We start from the raw sequence: 16,465 nt of genomic DNA, 5'->3' as shown, positions 1-16,465 counted from the left end.
GCCGCGCGCTCCCCTCCGTTCGGACGGGGAAGCGGTTCGGAAATAATGTCACAGAGAGACAAAATCGCGCGTTTTGTGCCGCGGCGCATTAACCGGCGCGGTTCCGAGTCATTGCCGGTTAATAAAGACTGCGTTTAGATCGATGTGCCGGGGGGATACGGCATGAGGGGGTAATCAAGTGAAGAGTTTTTCGTCTTCTTCTTTTGCAGGCCAGCACTCTGATGCAATGGCCCTCGCCAGCGCCGCTGTGAAGCGCAATCCGCAGGCTCTGTTCACCGATTTCCAGTGGTTCCTTTATCAAGGCCAGGACACGGTCTTCTTCACCGCCTTTTCGACCCAGAGCTACGACAAGGATAGTCTTGGCAATGTCGTGGCCGAAATGGTCGCGCTGGCCCCGCAGCTCACCCATGGCTTTGTCGGCGCCCAGCCTGGCCAGCCTTTCCCAAAACACCTGCTCGATGCCATCACCTCGGTCGAAATGGTCGACGAGTTCGACGGCTATCCCGACAAGTGGCTGAGCAAGTCCGACGACATCTTTGAGCGCAAGGATCTGCCGCTCTTTCGCCTGATGGCCGCCGTGCGCCGCGGTGGTCCGGATGCCGAGGGTCGCGCCGCCGTGCTGCAGGTGCGTTCGAGCCACGCCTTGCTCGAAGGTTCGGACTCCGCCCTTTTGACGCGCTCGGCCTCGGCCGGCCATGGCGTCCAGTCCGACAAGGGCAACAAACTGCCGCTCTTTGATCGGATCAAGAGCGCGCTTCGCGGCGGCTTTACCGCCCTGATCTATCTCGCGCTTGCCAATGTCTTTGCGCCCAAGGAACAGCCCTGGGGTTTCAAGACGCTGGCGATCGAGCGCCATCGCCTGCGCCTACTCGCCAACAAGCTCGGTGTGCGCCAGCGCTCGCTGATGTTCGCGCTCGTCACCCACGCCCTCAATGGCGATGGCGCCGAAAAGCATATGAGCAAGAAGGTGATCGGCGCGGCCTATACCATGCTCGACACCAAGCGGAACAATACCGACGACGACTTCTTCCGCGTCCGCGCGCTCGAAGCCAAGTTCAGGGTCATGGACGATTTCGTCGCCTATGTCCGCGCCGTCGACGATACCGTGGCCGGCATCGAGCAGAAGGATATCACCTCCTTCCAGGTCATGATCATGGCCATGTTCCGCGCCATGCGCGCGCTCAATCGCATCTTCCCGGGCCTGCCCAACAAGCGCTTCTGGCGCTTCAATGGCGGCATGCACATCGTTCTTACGCTCGTGCCGCCGCATCGCACCTATGGCCCCATGACCCATGGCATGATCGAGCCGCTTTATTGTGGCGCCTGGCATGCGGCGGTGAACATCTGCACCTTCTGTCCGGGCCGCGATTACGTGACGCTCAACTTCTCCATGGAGCAGCGCCACATCGCCAATGTCGAAAAGATCGCGCGTCTCCTCGACGAGGTGGAAGCGCGCGACGTCACCCCGCACAAGATGATGCCCTCGGTAGAGCGGCTGAGCTGAGGGCCGGCGCAGTTGCAGGGCATAGAGCTTTCGCGCCACTTTTACGCTGATGTGGTGGCGCCATGGCTTGCCCGGGTCGCACCGGACCTGCCCTATTCCGCCGCGCTGATCGGCTATGGCTCGGAACTGCTCGGTTTTGACGATGAGACGTCGAGGGACCACAATTGGGGCCCTCGCGTGCATATCTATCTCAGCGAGGCCGATTTCAAAGCGCATGCGTCGCGCCTCCTGGCCGACTTCGCCAGCATCGTGCCCGAGACCTTCCTTGGCGAGCCGGCCGGCTGGCGTAGCCGCCCGCATCCGGCCGCCAGCGGTCCCGACGCCATGGGAGCCATGGAGCATGGGCTGGAATTTCACACCGTCGAGGGCCGGCTGGAAGCTCATATCGGCCAGCGCTCGGTCGAAAACCTGACCTCAGTTCATTGGCTGGGCCTGCCCGAACAAAGCCTCCTCGCCTTCACCGCAGGCGCCGTGTTCCACGACGATGGCGGCCGCCTCGAAGCCAGGCGAACGGCTCTTGCCTACTTCCCCCGCGATGTCTGGCTTTACAAGATTGCCTGCCAATGGCGCCGGATCGCCGAAGAACAGGCCTTTGTCGGCCGGGCCGGACAGGCGGGCGATGATCTCGGCTCCCGCGTCATCGCCGCCCGCTTGTGCCGCGACGTGATGGGCATGGGGTTCTTGCTGTCCCGGCGCTATGCGCCCTATCCAAAATGGTTCGGCAGCGGTTTTGCGCGCCTGCCCATTGCCGCCGCTCTCACCCCCCATCTCGAAGCGGCCTTGCGTGCCGAGGCGTGGCAGGAGCGTGGGGAGGCGCTGGCGGCGGCCTATATGGTGCTGGCGCAATGGCAGAAGGCGCATGACATCGCGCCGTTTGAACCCGTTATCGGGCTCTATTTCGAGCGCCCCTTCGTCACCATCAATACTGACGACGCCGTTACGAGTGCCATGGCGGCCATTGCCGATCCCGAGCTATCGGCGCTTCCAGTCGTCGGGGCCATCGATCAGGTCAGCGACCTGACCCCGCTCCTGACCGATACGAGAAAGACGCGGGGCGTCATTCGCCAGGTCTTTGACAAAAGAAGCTAGCTGCGTAGTCTCAATATTCGTGTCTTTATTCATCCATCGTTCAGCATCTTTCCCTCATCACGCTCCTGCCGTAATGAAGGGTCAATCAAAGGCCACTGTTCAGATTCCTTCGGGGGAAAACATGAAGACCAAGGTTCTCGTCGCGCTTGCCGCCACGCTGGCGCTCTCTGCCTGCACCACCACCAATCCCTTTACCGGCCAGTCCCAGCTGTCCAACACTGCTGGTGGCACCCTGATCGGCGCCGGTGGCGGCGCCATTGCGGGCGCTATCGTGGGTGCGGCTGTCGGTGGCGACCCGCGCGTTGGCGCGCTGATCGGCGCCGGTGTCGGCGGCCTCAGCGGCGCGGCTATCGGTTCCTATATGGATCAGCAGGAAGCCGAACTGCGCGCCCAGCTCCAGGGCACTGGCGTTTCGGTGACCCGCGTCGGCGACCAGGTTATCCTGAACATGCCGTCCAACATCACCTTCGCCACCGACCAGGCAACGGTGCAGCCGCAGTTCAACCAGACCCTGGTTTCCGTCGGTCTCGTGCTGCGCAAGTTCGACAAGACCATCGTCGACGTTTATGGCCACACCGACTCCACTGGCAGTGCGGCTCACAATCTCGAACTCAGCCAGCGTCGCGCCGTTTCGGTCGCTACCATCCTTGCCAATCAGGGCATCGACCAGCGCCGCTTCTTCATCGAGGGCAAGGGCGCTTCGAGCCCGATCGCTTCCAACGCCACCGAAGCCGGCCGCGCGCAGAACCGCCGCGTCGAAATCCAGATTTCGCCGATCCGCGGCTAACTCGGTTATTTCGCCAGATCAGAAGCGGCCCTTCGGGGCCGCTTTTTTATTGCGTGGTGGTTTCGGTCACCGGCGCTGCCGTCGGTGTCCCCGGCTGCACATCGGTGCCCGGCGCGCCGGAGAAAATCTGCATGGCGAGCACAATAGCCGCGACGACAGCAATGGCCACGACACCATAGAGCCACCACTGGCCGGGGCTCGTGCCACCCATAGCCGCTTCGATATCGCCCGTCGGCCGCAGATCCGAGCCATCGGGCACATCGATCTTCGAGCCCTTTTCGTCGATCAGAAAGTCCACCTTGGCGACGCTGGGCGCCGGCCCTTCAGTGTTGTTGGCCATCAGTAATCTCCCTTGAATGCGGTTTCTGTTCCCACCCCGTCCTGCACGCCGCGGTGCACATGGGCGATGGCCTCGTCGATTTCGTCCGAGGCAAAGCCAAATGCATGGCCCTCCGCCTCGGCGCCCGCCGCATCGGCGCGGAGCTGATGCAGCAGGTCGAGTTTTTCGCGCGCGGTGAAGAGGCTATGTTGAGCAATCTGCATCGGGGTCAGGTTGTCTCGGCCCATGATCTGTCCTTCAAGATTGCCGAAAGCCATTTTTCCCTCCGCGTGTCAGCGCTTAAGACCACGAAGAAAAATGCTTGTCGCAGCCGACAAGTTCCATTTGCACGCAATCGGGGAGACTTCGGATTAACGTGGCCTTGAGAGGTCCCTGCGCATCATTACTGACGGCGAGGGGATGCCGATGAACTCAGTTGTATCGTTTCTCATAGCGGCAAAGCACCAGAGCAAGGTGCAATTCAGCCTGTGGCTGGTCTGCTTCCTGGCCCTTCTGGCGGCCAGCTCTTGGTTCATGCTGCGCGAGCTCAATGCCAGCATGAATAACGAAGTCTCCCGGGCACTCGAAACCTATACCAAGGTGCGCAGCTCGGTGGTTGAAACGCTCGACGTCATGGATCGCCAGCTCACCGCCGATCCCTGTTCGGCAGACTATGCCACCCAGCAGCGCCGCATTGCCTACCTGCCCGATGGCATGAATGAGCTGTTCTTTTTCGAGCACGGCAAGATCATCTGTACGGCCAATAATGGCCTCCTGCCCAAGCCGATCGATCTCGGCGAGCCCGATATCGCCGCATCCAATCCCTTCACGGTCACACTTTGGATCAATCGCAATCTCGATGCCCTGGGACTGGCCGGCCTGAGGGGTAGTTTTGCCGTGCGTGGCAATCACGGCATGGTGGTTCCGGCAACGCCCATTCCCACCGGCATTTCCAAATGGCTCGAATTCGAGGTGGTCCTGCGCGCCCCGGATGGGCGCTGGTGGCACACCTCGGGCGAGCCGGGCCTCTATGCGCGAAGCCTGGCGCAGAGCAATGGTCCCTTCGGCCTCCGCGATGGCGCCTTGACCACCATTCAGTGCGATTTGGCCGGGCTCCACTGCCTTGCCGCACGCGTCACGCTCGGGCAATTGCTGGTCGTCGGCGGCGCCGTTCTCGGCTTGAGCCTGATCGTCTGCGCCATCCTGGCCGCCTGGCTGTCGAACAAGATCTATGCGCAACTGGCGCGCCACTGGTCCTTCGAATCCCGCTTCCTCCGCCGCTTCCAGTCGCAGGGCGTCGCCTGCGCCTATCAGCCCCTCCTCGATCTCGACATGGATCTGGTCACCGGCTGCGAAGTCTTGGCGCGCTGGCATGATGTCGATGGTACGCTGGTCTATCCGGACCGGTTCATTCCCATCGTCGAAAAGCATGGCCTGACCAAGCCCTTCACCCGCCTTGTGGTCGATCGCGCCCATGCCGAACTGCTGCCGCTCGTGCCCTTGGGCAAGCGCATGCAGGTCAATTTCAACATTTTCCCGCAAGACCTCGAGGCTGCCGCGCTGCTCGATATCTTCGCGCCCTTCCTCGGCTCCGCCTCGCGCTTTGATCTGACCATTGAGATCGTCGAGACCGGCGCACTAGAGCTCGACACGGCCCAGGTCCAGATCGAGCGCCTGCGCGAAGCCGGCGTCCACATCTATATCGACGACTTCGGCGCCGGCTATTCCTCCATGCATACCCTTGCCGGCCTCTCGGTCGATGGGGTCAAGCTCGACCGCAGCTTTGCCATGGCCCCCGACGAGTCCGTCATGGCCCGCATGCTCGACCACGCCATCGACATGGTGCAGGATTCTGGCCGCCGGGTCGTGGTCGAAGGGGTCGAGACCGCCGCCCGCCTTGCCGCGCTCAAGGCCTGCGGCAAGGTGCATTTCGCCCAGGGCTACTACATTTCCCGCCCCCTTGATCGCGATGCCTTTGCCCGTTTCATCGCCGAGCGCGGGCCACGCCCAAGTGCTCGACCGCGTTTGGTTGCCTGATCACATTTGTTTCAAGCCGGGCAACCGCTTCCGGTTACGCCGCGTTGGTCGGCCATGGAACAATCCAGGAGACCCGAAATGGCTTATGATGACGTTCGCAACGCTGACGCCAGCATCAAGGAAACCCACGATCTGATCGCCTCGGACAAGGTCGAAGGCACCAAGGTCTACGATCCCACGGGCGAGCACATTGGCTCGATTGAACGCATTCTCGTCGAAAAGCGCTCCGGCCAGGTATCCTATGCCGTGCTCAGCTTCGGCGGCTTCCTCGGCATGGGGCATGAACACTATCCGCTGCCCTGGTCCAAGCTCAATTATGACGAAAGCCTCGGCGGCTACCGCGTCGATGTGACCAAGGCCCAGCTCGAAGGCGCCCCGCGCTACGAGCGCGAAGAAGATGAATATTGGACCGAAGAAAACGGTCGCCGCGTCTACGACTATTATGGCGTGACGCCGTACTGGATCTAACATTTCTGGCGCTCGGGAAACTCCCGGGCGCCACCATGCTTTCAGCACCAGCCAATTTCCAGGCAGGCATTTTCAAGCAAATGATATTGTATCGGGTCGGCCCCTTGCGGGTGCCGGCCTTTTTCGTTTTTGCTGCTCTAGCTGGGGCGCGTGCCGCGTCCGGACTGGTTGGCGAGCCCGCTGATCGTCGCCCGCAATGCGGCCGGCTTGACCGGCTTGGTCACGACGAGAATGCCGCGATCCTCCGCCAGCGCCCTCACAGCCGGGCTGCGATCGGCCGTGACCAGCGCTGCCGGGAGATGGCCCCCCAGATTGTGCCGCAGCCATTCGATGGCATCGAGACCCGAGGTCTGGTCGAGGTGATAATCCATCAGCACCATGTCGGGATACCAGCCTTCAAGAAGCCGCTCCCGGTCGATCTGCTTGAGCGAGAGCGCCACGCGCACGTCGCATCCCCAATGCTCCAAAAGGCCCTGCATGGCTTCGAGAATGGCTTTTTCGTTATCGACGCACAGCACCTTCAGATTCAGCGTGCCGACATTGCTTTCCACCATCGGCCAGGCTTCGCCCTGGGCCGGGCGTGCATTGCGCACGACGGGCAGGTAGAGCGAAAAGCGCGATCCTCGCCCTTCCTTGCTGTCGAGTTCCAGCGTCAGGTCCATGGCCGTGACAAGGCGCTGCACGATGGAAAGGCCGAGCCCGAGCCCCTGCGCCATGCGCGCGGCCCGGTCGAGCCGCGAAAACTCCGCGAAAACCAGCCGGTGCTGGTCGCGATTGAAGCCGATCCCGGTATCGATCACATCGAGCCGCAGGCGATTACCGCGCCGCCGCAACCCCACTAGTACCTTGCCACCCGCAGGGGTATACTTGATCGCGTTGGAAACAAGGTTCTGCACGATACGCCCGACCAGCGAGCGGTCCGCCATCACGGTTGCAGCCGTCTTGACGATACGCAGCGTCACGTCGTGCTCGCGGGCGAGGGGAGCAAATTCCACTTCGGCCTTGCGCAGCAGATCCTGGGCGGCGACCGGGGCCGGGGCCGGCTTCAGCGCGCCGCTATCGATGCGCGAAATGTCGAGCAGCGCCGACATGATCTCTTCCACCGCCGTCAGCGAGGCCTCGATGGAAGTCGCCAGTTCGCCAAACGCCGTCGATTTGGCCCGCTCGATCAGCGTGGACGTATAGAGCCGCGCCGCATTGAGCGGTTGCAGCAGGTCGTGGCTGGCGGCCGCGAGAAAGCGCGTCTTGTCGTGATTGGCGGCATCGGCCTTGGCGCGGGCGATCTCGAGTTCAGCATTGACCCGCGTCAGGTCCGCCGTGCGCTCCTCGACCCGGCCTTCGAGCGAGAAATTGACCCGCTCAAGCTCGCGCTCCGCCTTTACCCGCGCCGTTACGTCGGAAAAGCTGATGACGAGACCGCCATCGGACAATCGGCTCGATTGGAATTCCAGCGTCTGCCCGGCATTGCCGAGGCGCTGGGTCACGGTGATCGGCGCTTCCGTCAGAAGGTTGATGCGCTCGATGGCCAGGCGCGCCGGATCGCCCGGCCCCAGATCGCCGCGTTCGGAGAGGAACAGCGCAATATCGAACAGCGCCGCGCCCGCCCGCGTCAGGTCCTCGGGGAGGGCAAGCAGCAGGTTGTAGCGCCGGTTCGACACGACGAGCCGCAGCCCGGCATCGAACACGGCCACGCCCTGGGGCAGATAGTCGATGGCCAGCCTGAGGCTGGCTGCACTGTCGGCAGAAGAAAGCGCCATGGTTTCAGGTAAAGCTCTTGATCTCGTCAGTGCTTATCGGCCCCAACATTGACGCGTGCAAGTTCGACAGAGGGACCATTGCAAATTGCCGCCAAGTCGGAAATGTTGGTTATCCCTCCGTTAACGTCCTGAGCGGAGGCCGCTTAACAGTCGAAGAGGGTCGAACCTATGAGCGTTTTTAAAGAATTCCGAGACTTTGCCGTCAAGGGCAACATGATCGACCTCGCCATCGGCGTGATCATCGGTGCCGCTTTCGGCGCCATCGTCTCTTCCATCGTCGATGATATCTTCATGCCGCTCATCGGCCTGATCATCGGCGGTATCGATTTTTCCAACCTCTTCATCGTGCTCAACAATCCCAATGAAGTGCCCGTGCCATCCATCGCTGCGGCCCAGGCTGCCGGGGTGGCAACGCTCAATATCGGCCTCTTCATCAATGCCGTGGTGAAGTTCACCATCATCGCTTTCGTGCTCTTCATGGTGGTCAAGGGGATCAACCGGCTCAAGCGCGAAGCCGCCAAGGAGCCCGTGGAATCAACGCCCGCTCCGAGCAAGGAAGAAGTCCTGCTCACCGAAATTCGCGACGCCCTGCGCGCCAATCCGCGCGTCTGACGCCCTACCAAAGCCGGCTTTTACGAGCCGGCTTTTTTGTGCCTAGAGTGTAGGAATGATGTCTGTTGACAGAAAGATAATAGGCAAATATACCTAACAAGTGCGTAGTGACACTTAAGTACTCCACCTATCGGACGGCATGATCACTTAGAGCAAACTACCGGGGTGAGTGGGACGGAGGGTGGCGGATGCGTTTTCTCCGCTGTCACGCGGCTCCGGCCCAAAGGTAATGCGAACCTTGCCAAAAGGGGCTTTGGGCACGATGAGCGACGACACTTACTATCATTCATTTCTCAATCGGGACCGTCTCGTCCACATTGTCGATGACGATCCTGCCATCTGCGAGGGGCTGAGCGTTCTGTTCCGCCTCGAGGGTTTTCAGACCATGTTCTCGCTCGAGGCCGGGCATTTCCTCGCCTCGCTCGAGCGGCGACGGGTCGACGTCGCGGTGGTCAATCTGGCTATCGGCGGGGATAGCGGCCTGCCGCTCCTGCGGCGCATCAAGTCGATGCATACCGGCACGCCGGTTGTCATGCTGGCCAATTCTCCTCAGCTCGAAGCGGCCGTCACCGCCATGAAACTGGGCGCCACCGATGTGGTGCCAAAACCCATCGATAGCGAGCATCTGCTCGGCATCATCCGCGACGCTTTGCGCCGCGATGTGCATCTGGGCGCCATGCAGGGTGGGCGGAGGCCCGTCGAAGTGCGGGGGTTTTCCCAATTAACCCCGCGGGAGCGCGAAGTGCTCCAGCTCATCACCAATGGGCAATCGAACAAGGAAGCGGGGCGAAAACTGGGCATCTCGCCCCGCACCATCGAAGTGCACCGCGCCCGCGTCATGGAAAAGCTCGGCGCCAAGAACACGGCGGATCTGATGCGGATCGTGTTGACGAGCTAGCGCCTAAGACAAAATTCTTCGATCAAACACAGTCGTCACCCTCGGGCTTGACCCGAGGGTCCTGCACTTGCAGCGACTTGGCCGAGCGAGTGTCTTCGGGGCAGGCCCCAGGATGATGTCCGCTGGTTGTTGGAGCACCGGACGTTCAGACGCGAAAAACCTAAATCTGCGTCCGCGCCCGCAGCGCCTGGCTCAGCGTGCCTTCGTCGAGATAATCCAGTTCCCCGCCAATCGGCACGCCATGGGCAAGCCTTGTCACCTTGGTCCCGGGCCCCAGGCGGTCGGTGATATAGTGCGCGGTCGTTTGCCCATCGACCGTGGCGTTCATGGCCAGCACGATTTCGGAGTAATCGGGCGCACGCGAAATCAGCATATCAAGACTGAGATCGTCCGGCCCGATGCCATCGAGCGGCGAGAGCACACCGCCGAGCACGTGATAGCGCACCTGGCCCGGCGCCGCCCGTTCCATCGCCCAGAGGTCGGAAACATCTTCCACGACAATGAGAATGCCGCTATCGCCCCGGCGGGGATCTGAACAGATCGAGCAGGGGCTGATCGTATCCACATTGCCGCAGATTTCACAGGTTTTGACCGCCACCACGGCGCGATCGAGCGCGGCCGAAAGGGGCAGCATGAGCTGCTCCTTCTTCTTGATCAGATGCAGCACAGCCCGCCGCGCCGAACGCGGCCCCAGGCCCGGCAGGCGGGCCAGAAGCTGGATCAATTGCTCGATTTCAGGTCCGCCGGAAGGCATTTTGCGACTTGGCTCTGCAGGTACTGACACCCACGGTGTCATCCCCGCGAAAGCGGGGATCTCAGTTTGGAGAGGTATAGGGATTCCCGCTTGCGCGGGAATAGTGCAGCGTTCCCCTTAGAAAGGGAACTTCATTCCCGGCGGGATCGGCAGGCCGGCTGTCACTTCCGACATGCGGCGCTGCACTTCGTTCTCGCTCTTGCCCTTGGCGTCGTTGAAAGCGGCAACGATCAGGTCTTCGAGCACTTCGATCTCGGCCGGGTTGGCAAGCGTCGGGTCGATCTTGAGCCCGCGCAGGTCACCCTTGCCCGAAAGCGCGACGGTGACGAGACCACCACCAGAACGGCCTTCCACGATCATGTCGGCAAGCTCGGCCTGCATGGCCTCCATCTTGCCCTTCATTTCGCTGGCGGCCTTCATCATTCCCATGATGTCTTTCATTCGTCGTCCTCTTCGATTGGTGCGGGGGCGATTTCGGGTGTGGCGGCTTCTTCGTCGCGCACGGAGACGTTAACGAGCTTGGCCCCCGGAAAGGTTTCAAGAATAGCTTTCACCAGCGGGTCTTCGTGCGCCGCGGCGGTCGCCTCTTCCTTGCGCTGCTCGCGCTCCTGCCGGATGGTCTTGCCTTCCGGCGGCTTGGTCGAAACCATCACCAGCCAGCGTTGCCCGGTCCAGGCTTGTAGACGCGCAGAAAGCGTCGCGATCATGCCGGGATCAGCGTTATCGGCGAGCGCCACCTCGATGCGGCCCTGCTCGAACGAGATCGGACGCATCTGGGATTCGAGCGCCAGCTTTACCAGCACTTCGCGCTTGGCCGTCGCGAGGGCTATAAGGTCCTTGTAGCTGGCGACAGTAGCGAGGGCCGGCTGCGCCACGGCTTGGGGTGCAGCCGTCGTCATTGGCTCGGCAACAGCCTGCGGCTGCGCCGTAGCCACCGCATGTGTCGCGACAGCATGCGGCTGCGCTGATGCAACGGGCATCGGCGCCTCAACCCGAAGCGCAGACGCGCTGCCACCACCGCCACCGCCCGATGGCGGCAAGCTGCGCGGCGTGGGCGAGGGCAGGGGCGCATTGGCCAGCACCTGGCCCGAGAGCTTTGAAATCACTTCATCGGGGCTCGGCAGATCGGCTGCATAGGCCAGCCGGATCAGCGTCATTTCCGCTGCCTGCAGCGCATTGCCGGCGCGGCCGGTTTCTTCATTGCCCTTGAAGAGGATTTGCCAGGCGCGCGTCAGCGCGCGCATCGGCAGCCGTTGCGCCAGATCGCGGCCGCGGCTTTTCTCGTCGGGCGTCAGCGAGGCATCGTCCGCCGCCGCCGGCACAACCTTTATGCGCGTCACGAGATGGGTGAATTCAGCCAGATCAGCCAGCAATGTCTGCGGATCGGCACCGAGATCATAAAGCTCGCGCAAAGCCGTCAGCGCTTCGGCGACGCGGCCACCCATCACATCTTCAAAGAGATCGATGATACGAGCGCGATCGCCCAGCCCCAGCATGGTCTTCACAGTCGCCGCCGTGACCGAGCCGCCGCCATGGGCAATGGCTTGGTCGAGGAGGGACAGCGAGTCACGGGCCGAGCCTTCGCCGGCGCGAACGATCATGGCGAGCGCATCGGCTTCAAAGCCGATGTTCTCCAAGCCGAGAATCTTTTCGAGATAGGCCGTCATGATATCGGCGGGGATACGCCGGAGATCGAACCGCTGGCAGCGCGACAGGATCGTCACCGGCACCTTGCGGATTTCGGTCGTCGCAAAGATGAATTTTACATATGGCGGCGGCTCTTCAAGCGTCTTCAGCAGCCCATTGAAGGCCGCGGTAGACAGCATGTGAACTTCGTCGATGACATAGACTTTGTAGGGCGCCGAAGCCGGCCCATATTTCACCGAGTCGATGATCTCGCGGATGTCGCCAATGCCGGTATTGCTGGCAGCGTCCATTTCGATGACGTCGACATGCCGACCCTCGATAATGGCGCGGCAGTGCATGCCTTCTTTTTCGAGATCGAGCGTCGGGCGACGGCCGTTTTCGTCTTCATAGTTGAAGGCGCGCGCCAGAATACGGGCAGTCGTTGTTTTGCCCACGCCGCGCACGCCGGTCATGATGAAAGCGTGGTGGATGCGGTTCTGCGCAAAGGCATTGCCCAGCGTCTGCACCATGGCGTCCTGCCCGACGAGGGTCGAGAAGTCGCGCGGGCGATATTTGCGCGCCAGAACCAGATAGGGCGTGGTCTGAGCGTCAGCCATCGAGCCCGTCCAATCGTCGCGTTTGAGGGAATCTGCCGTGGATCATGAAAACGATCATAAGCCATCAAGTGGGGAAGCGTATGGCCGTTTGCCAGTCTTGCCCGGCTTTTTGCGCCGTCTTCACAAAAAATGGAAGTAGGAGGCTGGCATCGACCCGTGAGGATCTCGTTGGGGCTGCTTCCTTCCGGACCTGACCCGGTTGGCGAGGAACACGTCCGCGCCAACCTCCCGAGGGCCTATATGCTGATTTATGACGTGGAGTGCAAGAGCCAACGGCTTCAAGTTGGGGCGCACTTTCGCCGCAGGACGTCATCCTCGGGATGACGTTCCGGACGGTTAGGCTGCGGTTGTTTATTTCTTAATCACACGAAGTCCGTTTGTTCACAAAATAAGCACACACGGATAAGCCTCGCCCACCGCCCTCCAAAAATCCCTTAAAAATCAACAAATCAGCCTTTGGCACGTCAGTTGCATTCAAAATTGCATGCAATCGGAGATGCGCTTATGGGACTGATCGAGGGAGCCAATCTGGACAAGGTCTATTCGACCGCCACCGGCCCGCTGGTGGCTTTGACCAATGTGTCCTTCACCATCAACGAAGGCGAGTTCATTTCGCTCGTTGGCCCCAGCGGCTGCGGCAAGTCGACCCTGCTCTCCATTCTCGGTGGCCTCGAACAGAAAACCGATGGCGACCTGGTCCTTGCCGGCCAGCATCACGATGCCCCGCGCCGCGATATCGGCATGATGTTCCAGACCTCGGTGCTTTTCCCCTGGCGCACCATTCGCCAGAACGTGCGCCTCCCCGGTGAAATCCTCGGCCTCGACCGGAAACAGCAGGCCGAGCGCACCGATGAACTGCTCGATCTCGTTGGCCTCAATGGTTTTGGCGAGCGCTATCCCGGCGAGCTCTCCGGCGGCATGCGACAGCGCGTCGCCCTCGCCCGTCTCCTCGCCCACGATCCGCGCGTGCTGCTCATGGACGAGCCTTTTGGTGCGCTCGATGAATTCACCCGCGAAACCATGAATGTGGAACTGCTCCGCATCTGGGAAAAGACCGGCAAGACCGTGGTCTTCGTCACCCACAATATCGGCGAGGCCGTTTTCCTCTCCGACCGCATTTTCGTGATGACCCCGCGCCCCGGCCGCCTTGAAGGCATTGTGGAAGTCGACCTGCCGCGCCCGCGCACCACCGAGGTCATGCGCGACCCTCGCTACACCGAACACGTCTACGACATCCGCCGCATGCTCGGCGTGGACCACTAAGGAGAGCGCCATGGACATGTCAGCCAACCCGGCACTGCCCGGCACTTCCACAATCGCCCGCGATGACGCTGTCGCCCGCTTCATTGCCGCGGAAAAACGCACGGCCCAGCAACGCCTGATCCGCAATCGCCTCCTGGCGCTCGGCTTTGGTCTTCTCGTCATTGCCATCTGGCACATTTCGACCGAATACGGCTTCGTGCACCGGCTGATCATTCCCTCGCCCGTCGACACCTTCTGGGCCACCGGCCGCGTCATGAGCGCCGAATATTTTTGGCCCAATGTCGGCGTCACGCTCTCCGAAATCGCCTGGGGTTTTGCCATCGGGCTGTCGAGCGGCGTCGTTTTCGGCGTGCTCGTTGCCATGTTCGATACAGTGCGCGCGACCATCTATCCCTATCTCGTCGCCTTGCAGGCCCCGCCAAAGATCGTGCTCGCGCCGATCTTCGTCACCTGGTTTGGCTTCGATCAGCCGAGCAAGATCGCCATCGCCGTGGTGATGAGCTTCTTCCCCATGTTCCTCAACACGCTGACGGGCCTCTCATCGGTCGATCCCAATGCGGTCAAGCTGATGCGCTCGCTGACGGCCGGCCGCTGGAAGACTTTCCGCTACCTGCTGCTGCCCAATGCCCTGCCGATCATGATGGCAGGCGTGAAGCTGTGCTGGACCCTTGCAGTGCTCGGCGTGATCGTCGGCGAATTCGTCGGCGCCTCGGCCGGCATCGGCTACCTGATCTACGCGATGAATTTCCAGCTCGATATCGCCGGCGTGTTCTCGCTCATCATCCTGCTCTCGGTGTTCACGCTGGTCGTCTACCAGCTCATCGAATGGCTCGAGAGCCGCATCATTTTCTGGAAGCAACTCTAGGCATCAAGACCGTGCGGTCCGGCATTCCGGGTCAAAGCACGGCAGGGAGACAACTGGTCAAATGGAGAAACGAATGACTGCTCACACTCGACTTTTCGCCACCGGCCTCGCGCTGGCTATGCTGATGGGTTCGGCCTCGGCCCAGGACCTGGTCAAATTCCATGGCGTCACCGCCCAGGGCGGCCCGACCGCCCAGATGTTCCCCATCTTCATGGCCCAGGAACAGGGCTTTTATGAAGAGGAAGGGCTCGACGTCGTCCTCAACTATTCCAAGGGCTCTTCCGACGCCGCCCGCCAGCTCGCCGCCGGCAATGTCGATTGGGGCATTTTCTCCTCGGCCGCCACCATGCAGACCGTGCAGCGCGGCTTTCCGCTGAAGTCGATCATGCAGATCTACTACCCCGACACGTTCGACATCGTCGTACCCGCCGATAGCGATGTGCAATCCATGGCCGATATGGCCGGCAAGACCATCGGCCTCTCCGACCTCGCTGGCGGCGAAGTGCCGATGACCCGCGCCTCGATCGTCGAAACGGGCCTCAAGGAAGGTTCTGAAGTAAAGCTGGTGGTTGCCGGCGAAGGCGATCCGACGACCATCCGCTCCTTCACCGAAGGCCGCATCCAGGCCTATGCCGGCGCCAAGCGCGATCTGCTGCTGATCCCGGCGCAGGGCATTCCCACTCGCTCGATCACGCCCGAAGCCATCGCCCGCTTCCCCGGCGATGCCCTCTCGGTTCGCGCCGAAACGTTCGAGAGCGATCCCGAACTGCTGGTCAAATTCGTCCGCGCTACGCTCAAGGGTTGGGCCTGGGGCATGGCCAACGACGAGGAAGCCTTTGAACTCCTCAAGACCAAATATGCCGCCGCATCTTTGGGCGACAATCCCGTCGCTCCCGAATTCTGGGAACTGGTGAAATCCTATTACACCGCTCCCGAAAGCGTCACCCAGCACGGCACCTTCCTGCCCGAGGCCTGGGATTTCTACATGACCTATCTGCAGCTTGGCGAAGGCGAGCAGCAGGCGCTGGCCGGCCCGGTTGATCTGTCGACCGTCCTCACCGACGACATCGTCGTCAAAGCCTGGGATGGCCTCGACGTCGCCTCGGCGCAGTAACCCAAAACGGGGAGCCGCGGCGGCTCCCCACCCCCTCCCAATCGGAGATTTTGATGACTTCCACTTCCGCTTCGCCGGAGATGATTCCGCTTGTCGTCGTGGGCGCCCATTTGAGCGGCATGCCCCTCAACAAGGAATTGCAGGCGCTTGACGCAACGCTGATCAAGACCACCCGCACCGCACCAAACTACAAGCTCTATGCCCTGGCCGGCACCGTACCGCCCAAGCCGGGCCTGCTGCGCGTCGCGACCGATGGCGCAAGCGTCGATGTCGAAGTCTGGGCGCTGACAGCGGAGGCCTTTGGGCTGTTCGTCTCGCGCATCCCGAGCCCCCTCGGCATCGGTACGCTGCAGCTCGAAGATGGCGACACGGCCAAGGGCTTTCTCGTCGAAGCCGTCGCCATCGACGGCGCGCGCGACATCACTGACTTTGGCGGCTGGCGCAATTTCATCGCCAGCCTGACGCCGGTCAGCGCAGTCGGCTAAGCCAACCCAAACACCCCAAAAACTGCGTCATCCCCGCGAAAGCGGGGATTTCGCTTTCAGGCTCCTAGGCCCCAAGCGCCGGGGCCACCTTGTCAACGCTCGTTCGCACATAACCGAGGTGGTCGCGCATGGTCGCAGCCGCCTTTTCCGCGTCGCCGGCGAGAATGGCCGACACGACCGCCTCGTGCTCCTCGACCGATCGCACAAGCCGCCCCAGGCTCTGGAACTGTGCTCGCCGAAACGGCGCCACCCGATTGCGCACGCCAATCG

At 61.9% G+C, this 16,465-nt stretch carries 17 protein-coding genes, 1 other RNA gene and 1 pseudogene; 11 read left to right on the top strand and 8 right to left on the bottom strand.

What is annotated here, in order from left to right; genetic code table 11:
- The first annotated feature begins 226 nt into the window (after positions 1-226).
- The 3 genes from ABW043_RS04030 to ABW043_RS04020 all read left to right on the top strand — a co-directional run bounded on the left by ABW043_RS04030 (position 227) and on the right by ABW043_RS04020 (position 3,380).
- Positions 227-1,504 (top strand): hypothetical protein, encoded by a 1,278-nt coding sequence (locus ABW043_RS04030; RefSeq protein ID WP_353919948.1) that lies wholly within the window; start codon positions 227-229, stop codon positions 1,502-1,504.
- Between the two features lie 12 nt (positions 1,505-1,516).
- On the top strand, positions 1,517-2,593 hold the full coding sequence (locus tag ABW043_RS04025; protein WP_353919947.1) for a DUF4037 domain-containing protein: 1,077 nt from the start codon (positions 1,517-1,519) through the stop codon (positions 2,591-2,593).
- 121 nt (positions 2,594-2,714) lie between these two features.
- A complete protein-coding gene (locus ABW043_RS04020) occupies positions 2,715-3,380 on the top strand; it encodes a YiaD family glycine zipper/OmpA-like lipoprotein (RefSeq protein ID WP_353919946.1) in 666 nt (221 codons plus the stop codon).
- A gap of 46 nt (positions 3,381-3,426) precedes the next feature.
- Here the strand turns inward: ABW043_RS04020 and ABW043_RS04015 are convergent, their stop codons facing one another.
- Entirely contained in the window at positions 3,427-3,720 is a 294-nt protein-coding gene (locus ABW043_RS04015) for a hypothetical protein (RefSeq protein WP_295416785.1), read from the bottom strand.
- Positions 3,720-3,977, bottom strand: coding sequence for a hypothetical protein (locus ABW043_RS04010; RefSeq protein ID WP_353919945.1), 258 nt, complete (start codon positions 3,975-3,977; stop codon positions 3,720-3,722). Before ABW043_RS04010 ends, ABW043_RS04015 begins: the two co-directional genes overlap by 1 nt.
- A 148-nt stretch (positions 3,978-4,125) precedes the next feature.
- On the opposite strand from ABW043_RS04010, the gene ABW043_RS04005 reads away from it, so the two are divergent.
- On the top strand, positions 4,126-5,736 hold the full coding sequence (locus tag ABW043_RS04005) for an EAL domain-containing protein (RefSeq protein WP_353919944.1): 1,611 nt from the start codon (positions 4,126-4,128) through the stop codon (positions 5,734-5,736).
- A 78-nt stretch (positions 5,737-5,814) separates the two neighbouring features.
- Positions 5,815-6,204: a PRC-barrel domain-containing protein gene (locus tag ABW043_RS04000; protein WP_353919943.1), complete on the top strand. Its 390-nt coding sequence runs from the start codon at positions 5,815-5,817 to the stop codon at positions 6,202-6,204.
- A gap of 137 nt (positions 6,205-6,341) precedes the next feature.
- Here the strand turns inward: ABW043_RS04000 and ABW043_RS03995 are convergent, their stop codons facing one another.
- Positions 6,342-7,961 (bottom strand): ATP-binding response regulator, encoded by a 1,620-nt coding sequence (locus ABW043_RS03995; RefSeq protein WP_353919942.1) that lies wholly within the window; start codon positions 7,959-7,961, stop codon positions 6,342-6,344.
- A 168-nt stretch (positions 7,962-8,129) separates the two neighbouring features.
- Here ABW043_RS03995 and mscL point away from each other — a divergent pair, with 168 nt between their 5' ends.
- Together mscL and ABW043_RS03985 are read left to right on the top strand one after the other, a co-directional pair.
- Positions 8,130-8,573 (top strand): large conductance mechanosensitive channel protein MscL, encoded by a 444-nt coding sequence (mscL, locus tag ABW043_RS03990; protein WP_353919941.1) that lies wholly within the window; start codon positions 8,130-8,132, stop codon positions 8,571-8,573.
- 262 nt (positions 8,574-8,835) lie between these two features.
- Complete coding sequence (locus ABW043_RS03985) at positions 8,836-9,471, top strand: response regulator transcription factor (RefSeq protein ID WP_353919940.1); 636 nt, start codon at positions 8,836-8,838, stop codon at positions 9,469-9,471.
- 160 nt (positions 9,472-9,631) lie between these two features.
- Here ABW043_RS03985 and recR read toward each other — a convergent pair whose 3' ends face one another.
- The 4 genes from recR to ffs all read right to left on the bottom strand — a co-directional run bounded on the left by recR (position 9,632) and on the right by ffs (position 12,698).
- Positions 9,632-10,225 carry a recombination mediator RecR gene (gene recR, locus ABW043_RS03980; protein WP_449396744.1) on the bottom strand — a complete coding sequence of 198 codons (594 nt, stop codon included), beginning with the start codon at positions 10,223-10,225 and terminating at the stop codon, positions 9,632-9,634.
- Between the two features lie 117 nt (positions 10,226-10,342).
- Positions 10,343-10,666, bottom strand: coding sequence for a YbaB/EbfC family nucleoid-associated protein (locus ABW043_RS03975; protein ID WP_353919938.1), 324 nt, complete (start codon positions 10,664-10,666; stop codon positions 10,343-10,345).
- Positions 10,663-12,468 carry a DNA polymerase III subunit gamma/tau gene (locus tag ABW043_RS03970; protein ID WP_353919937.1) on the bottom strand — a complete coding sequence of 602 codons (1,806 nt, stop codon included), beginning with the start codon at positions 12,466-12,468 and terminating at the stop codon, positions 10,663-10,665. The genes ABW043_RS03975 and ABW043_RS03970 overlap by 4 nt, the downstream gene beginning before the upstream one ends.
- Before the next feature lie 134 nt (positions 12,469-12,602).
- Positions 12,603-12,698, bottom strand: an RNA gene (ffs, locus tag ABW043_RS03965) — signal recognition particle sRNA small type.
- 274 nt (positions 12,699-12,972) lie between these two features.
- Here ffs and ABW043_RS03960 point away from each other — a divergent pair.
- From ABW043_RS03960 to ABW043_RS03945, 4 genes and pseudogenes are all read left to right on the top strand, one after another.
- Positions 12,973-13,731, top strand: coding sequence for an ABC transporter ATP-binding protein (locus ABW043_RS03960; RefSeq protein ID WP_353919936.1), 759 nt, complete (start codon positions 12,973-12,975; stop codon positions 13,729-13,731).
- A gap of 10 nt (positions 13,732-13,741) precedes the next feature.
- Complete coding sequence (locus tag ABW043_RS03955; protein WP_353919935.1) at positions 13,742-14,596, top strand: ABC transporter permease; 855 nt, start codon at positions 13,742-13,744, stop codon at positions 14,594-14,596.
- A gap of 73 nt (positions 14,597-14,669) precedes the next feature.
- Complete coding sequence (locus tag ABW043_RS03950; protein WP_353919934.1) at positions 14,670-15,710, top strand: ABC transporter substrate-binding protein; 1,041 nt, start codon at positions 14,670-14,672, stop codon at positions 15,708-15,710.
- An 83-nt stretch (positions 15,711-15,793) separates the two neighbouring features.
- Positions 15,794-16,195, top strand: a pseudogene (locus tag ABW043_RS03945) (allophanate hydrolase-related protein); the annotation flags it as partial.
- 64 nt (positions 16,196-16,259) lie between these two features.
- Here the strand turns inward: ABW043_RS03945 and ABW043_RS03940 are convergent.
- Positions 16,260-16,465: FCD domain-containing protein (locus ABW043_RS03940; RefSeq protein WP_353919933.1), on the bottom strand; the 206-nt coding region annotated here is incomplete at its 5' end.

The organism is Devosia sp., assembly GCF_040509215.1.
In the GTDB taxonomy this organism is placed as follows: Bacteria; Pseudomonadota; Alphaproteobacteria; order Rhizobiales; family Devosiaceae; genus Devosia.
The sequence above is the reverse complement of the archived record's forward strand: the minus strand, read 5'-3'. Positions and strand labels throughout refer to the sequence as shown.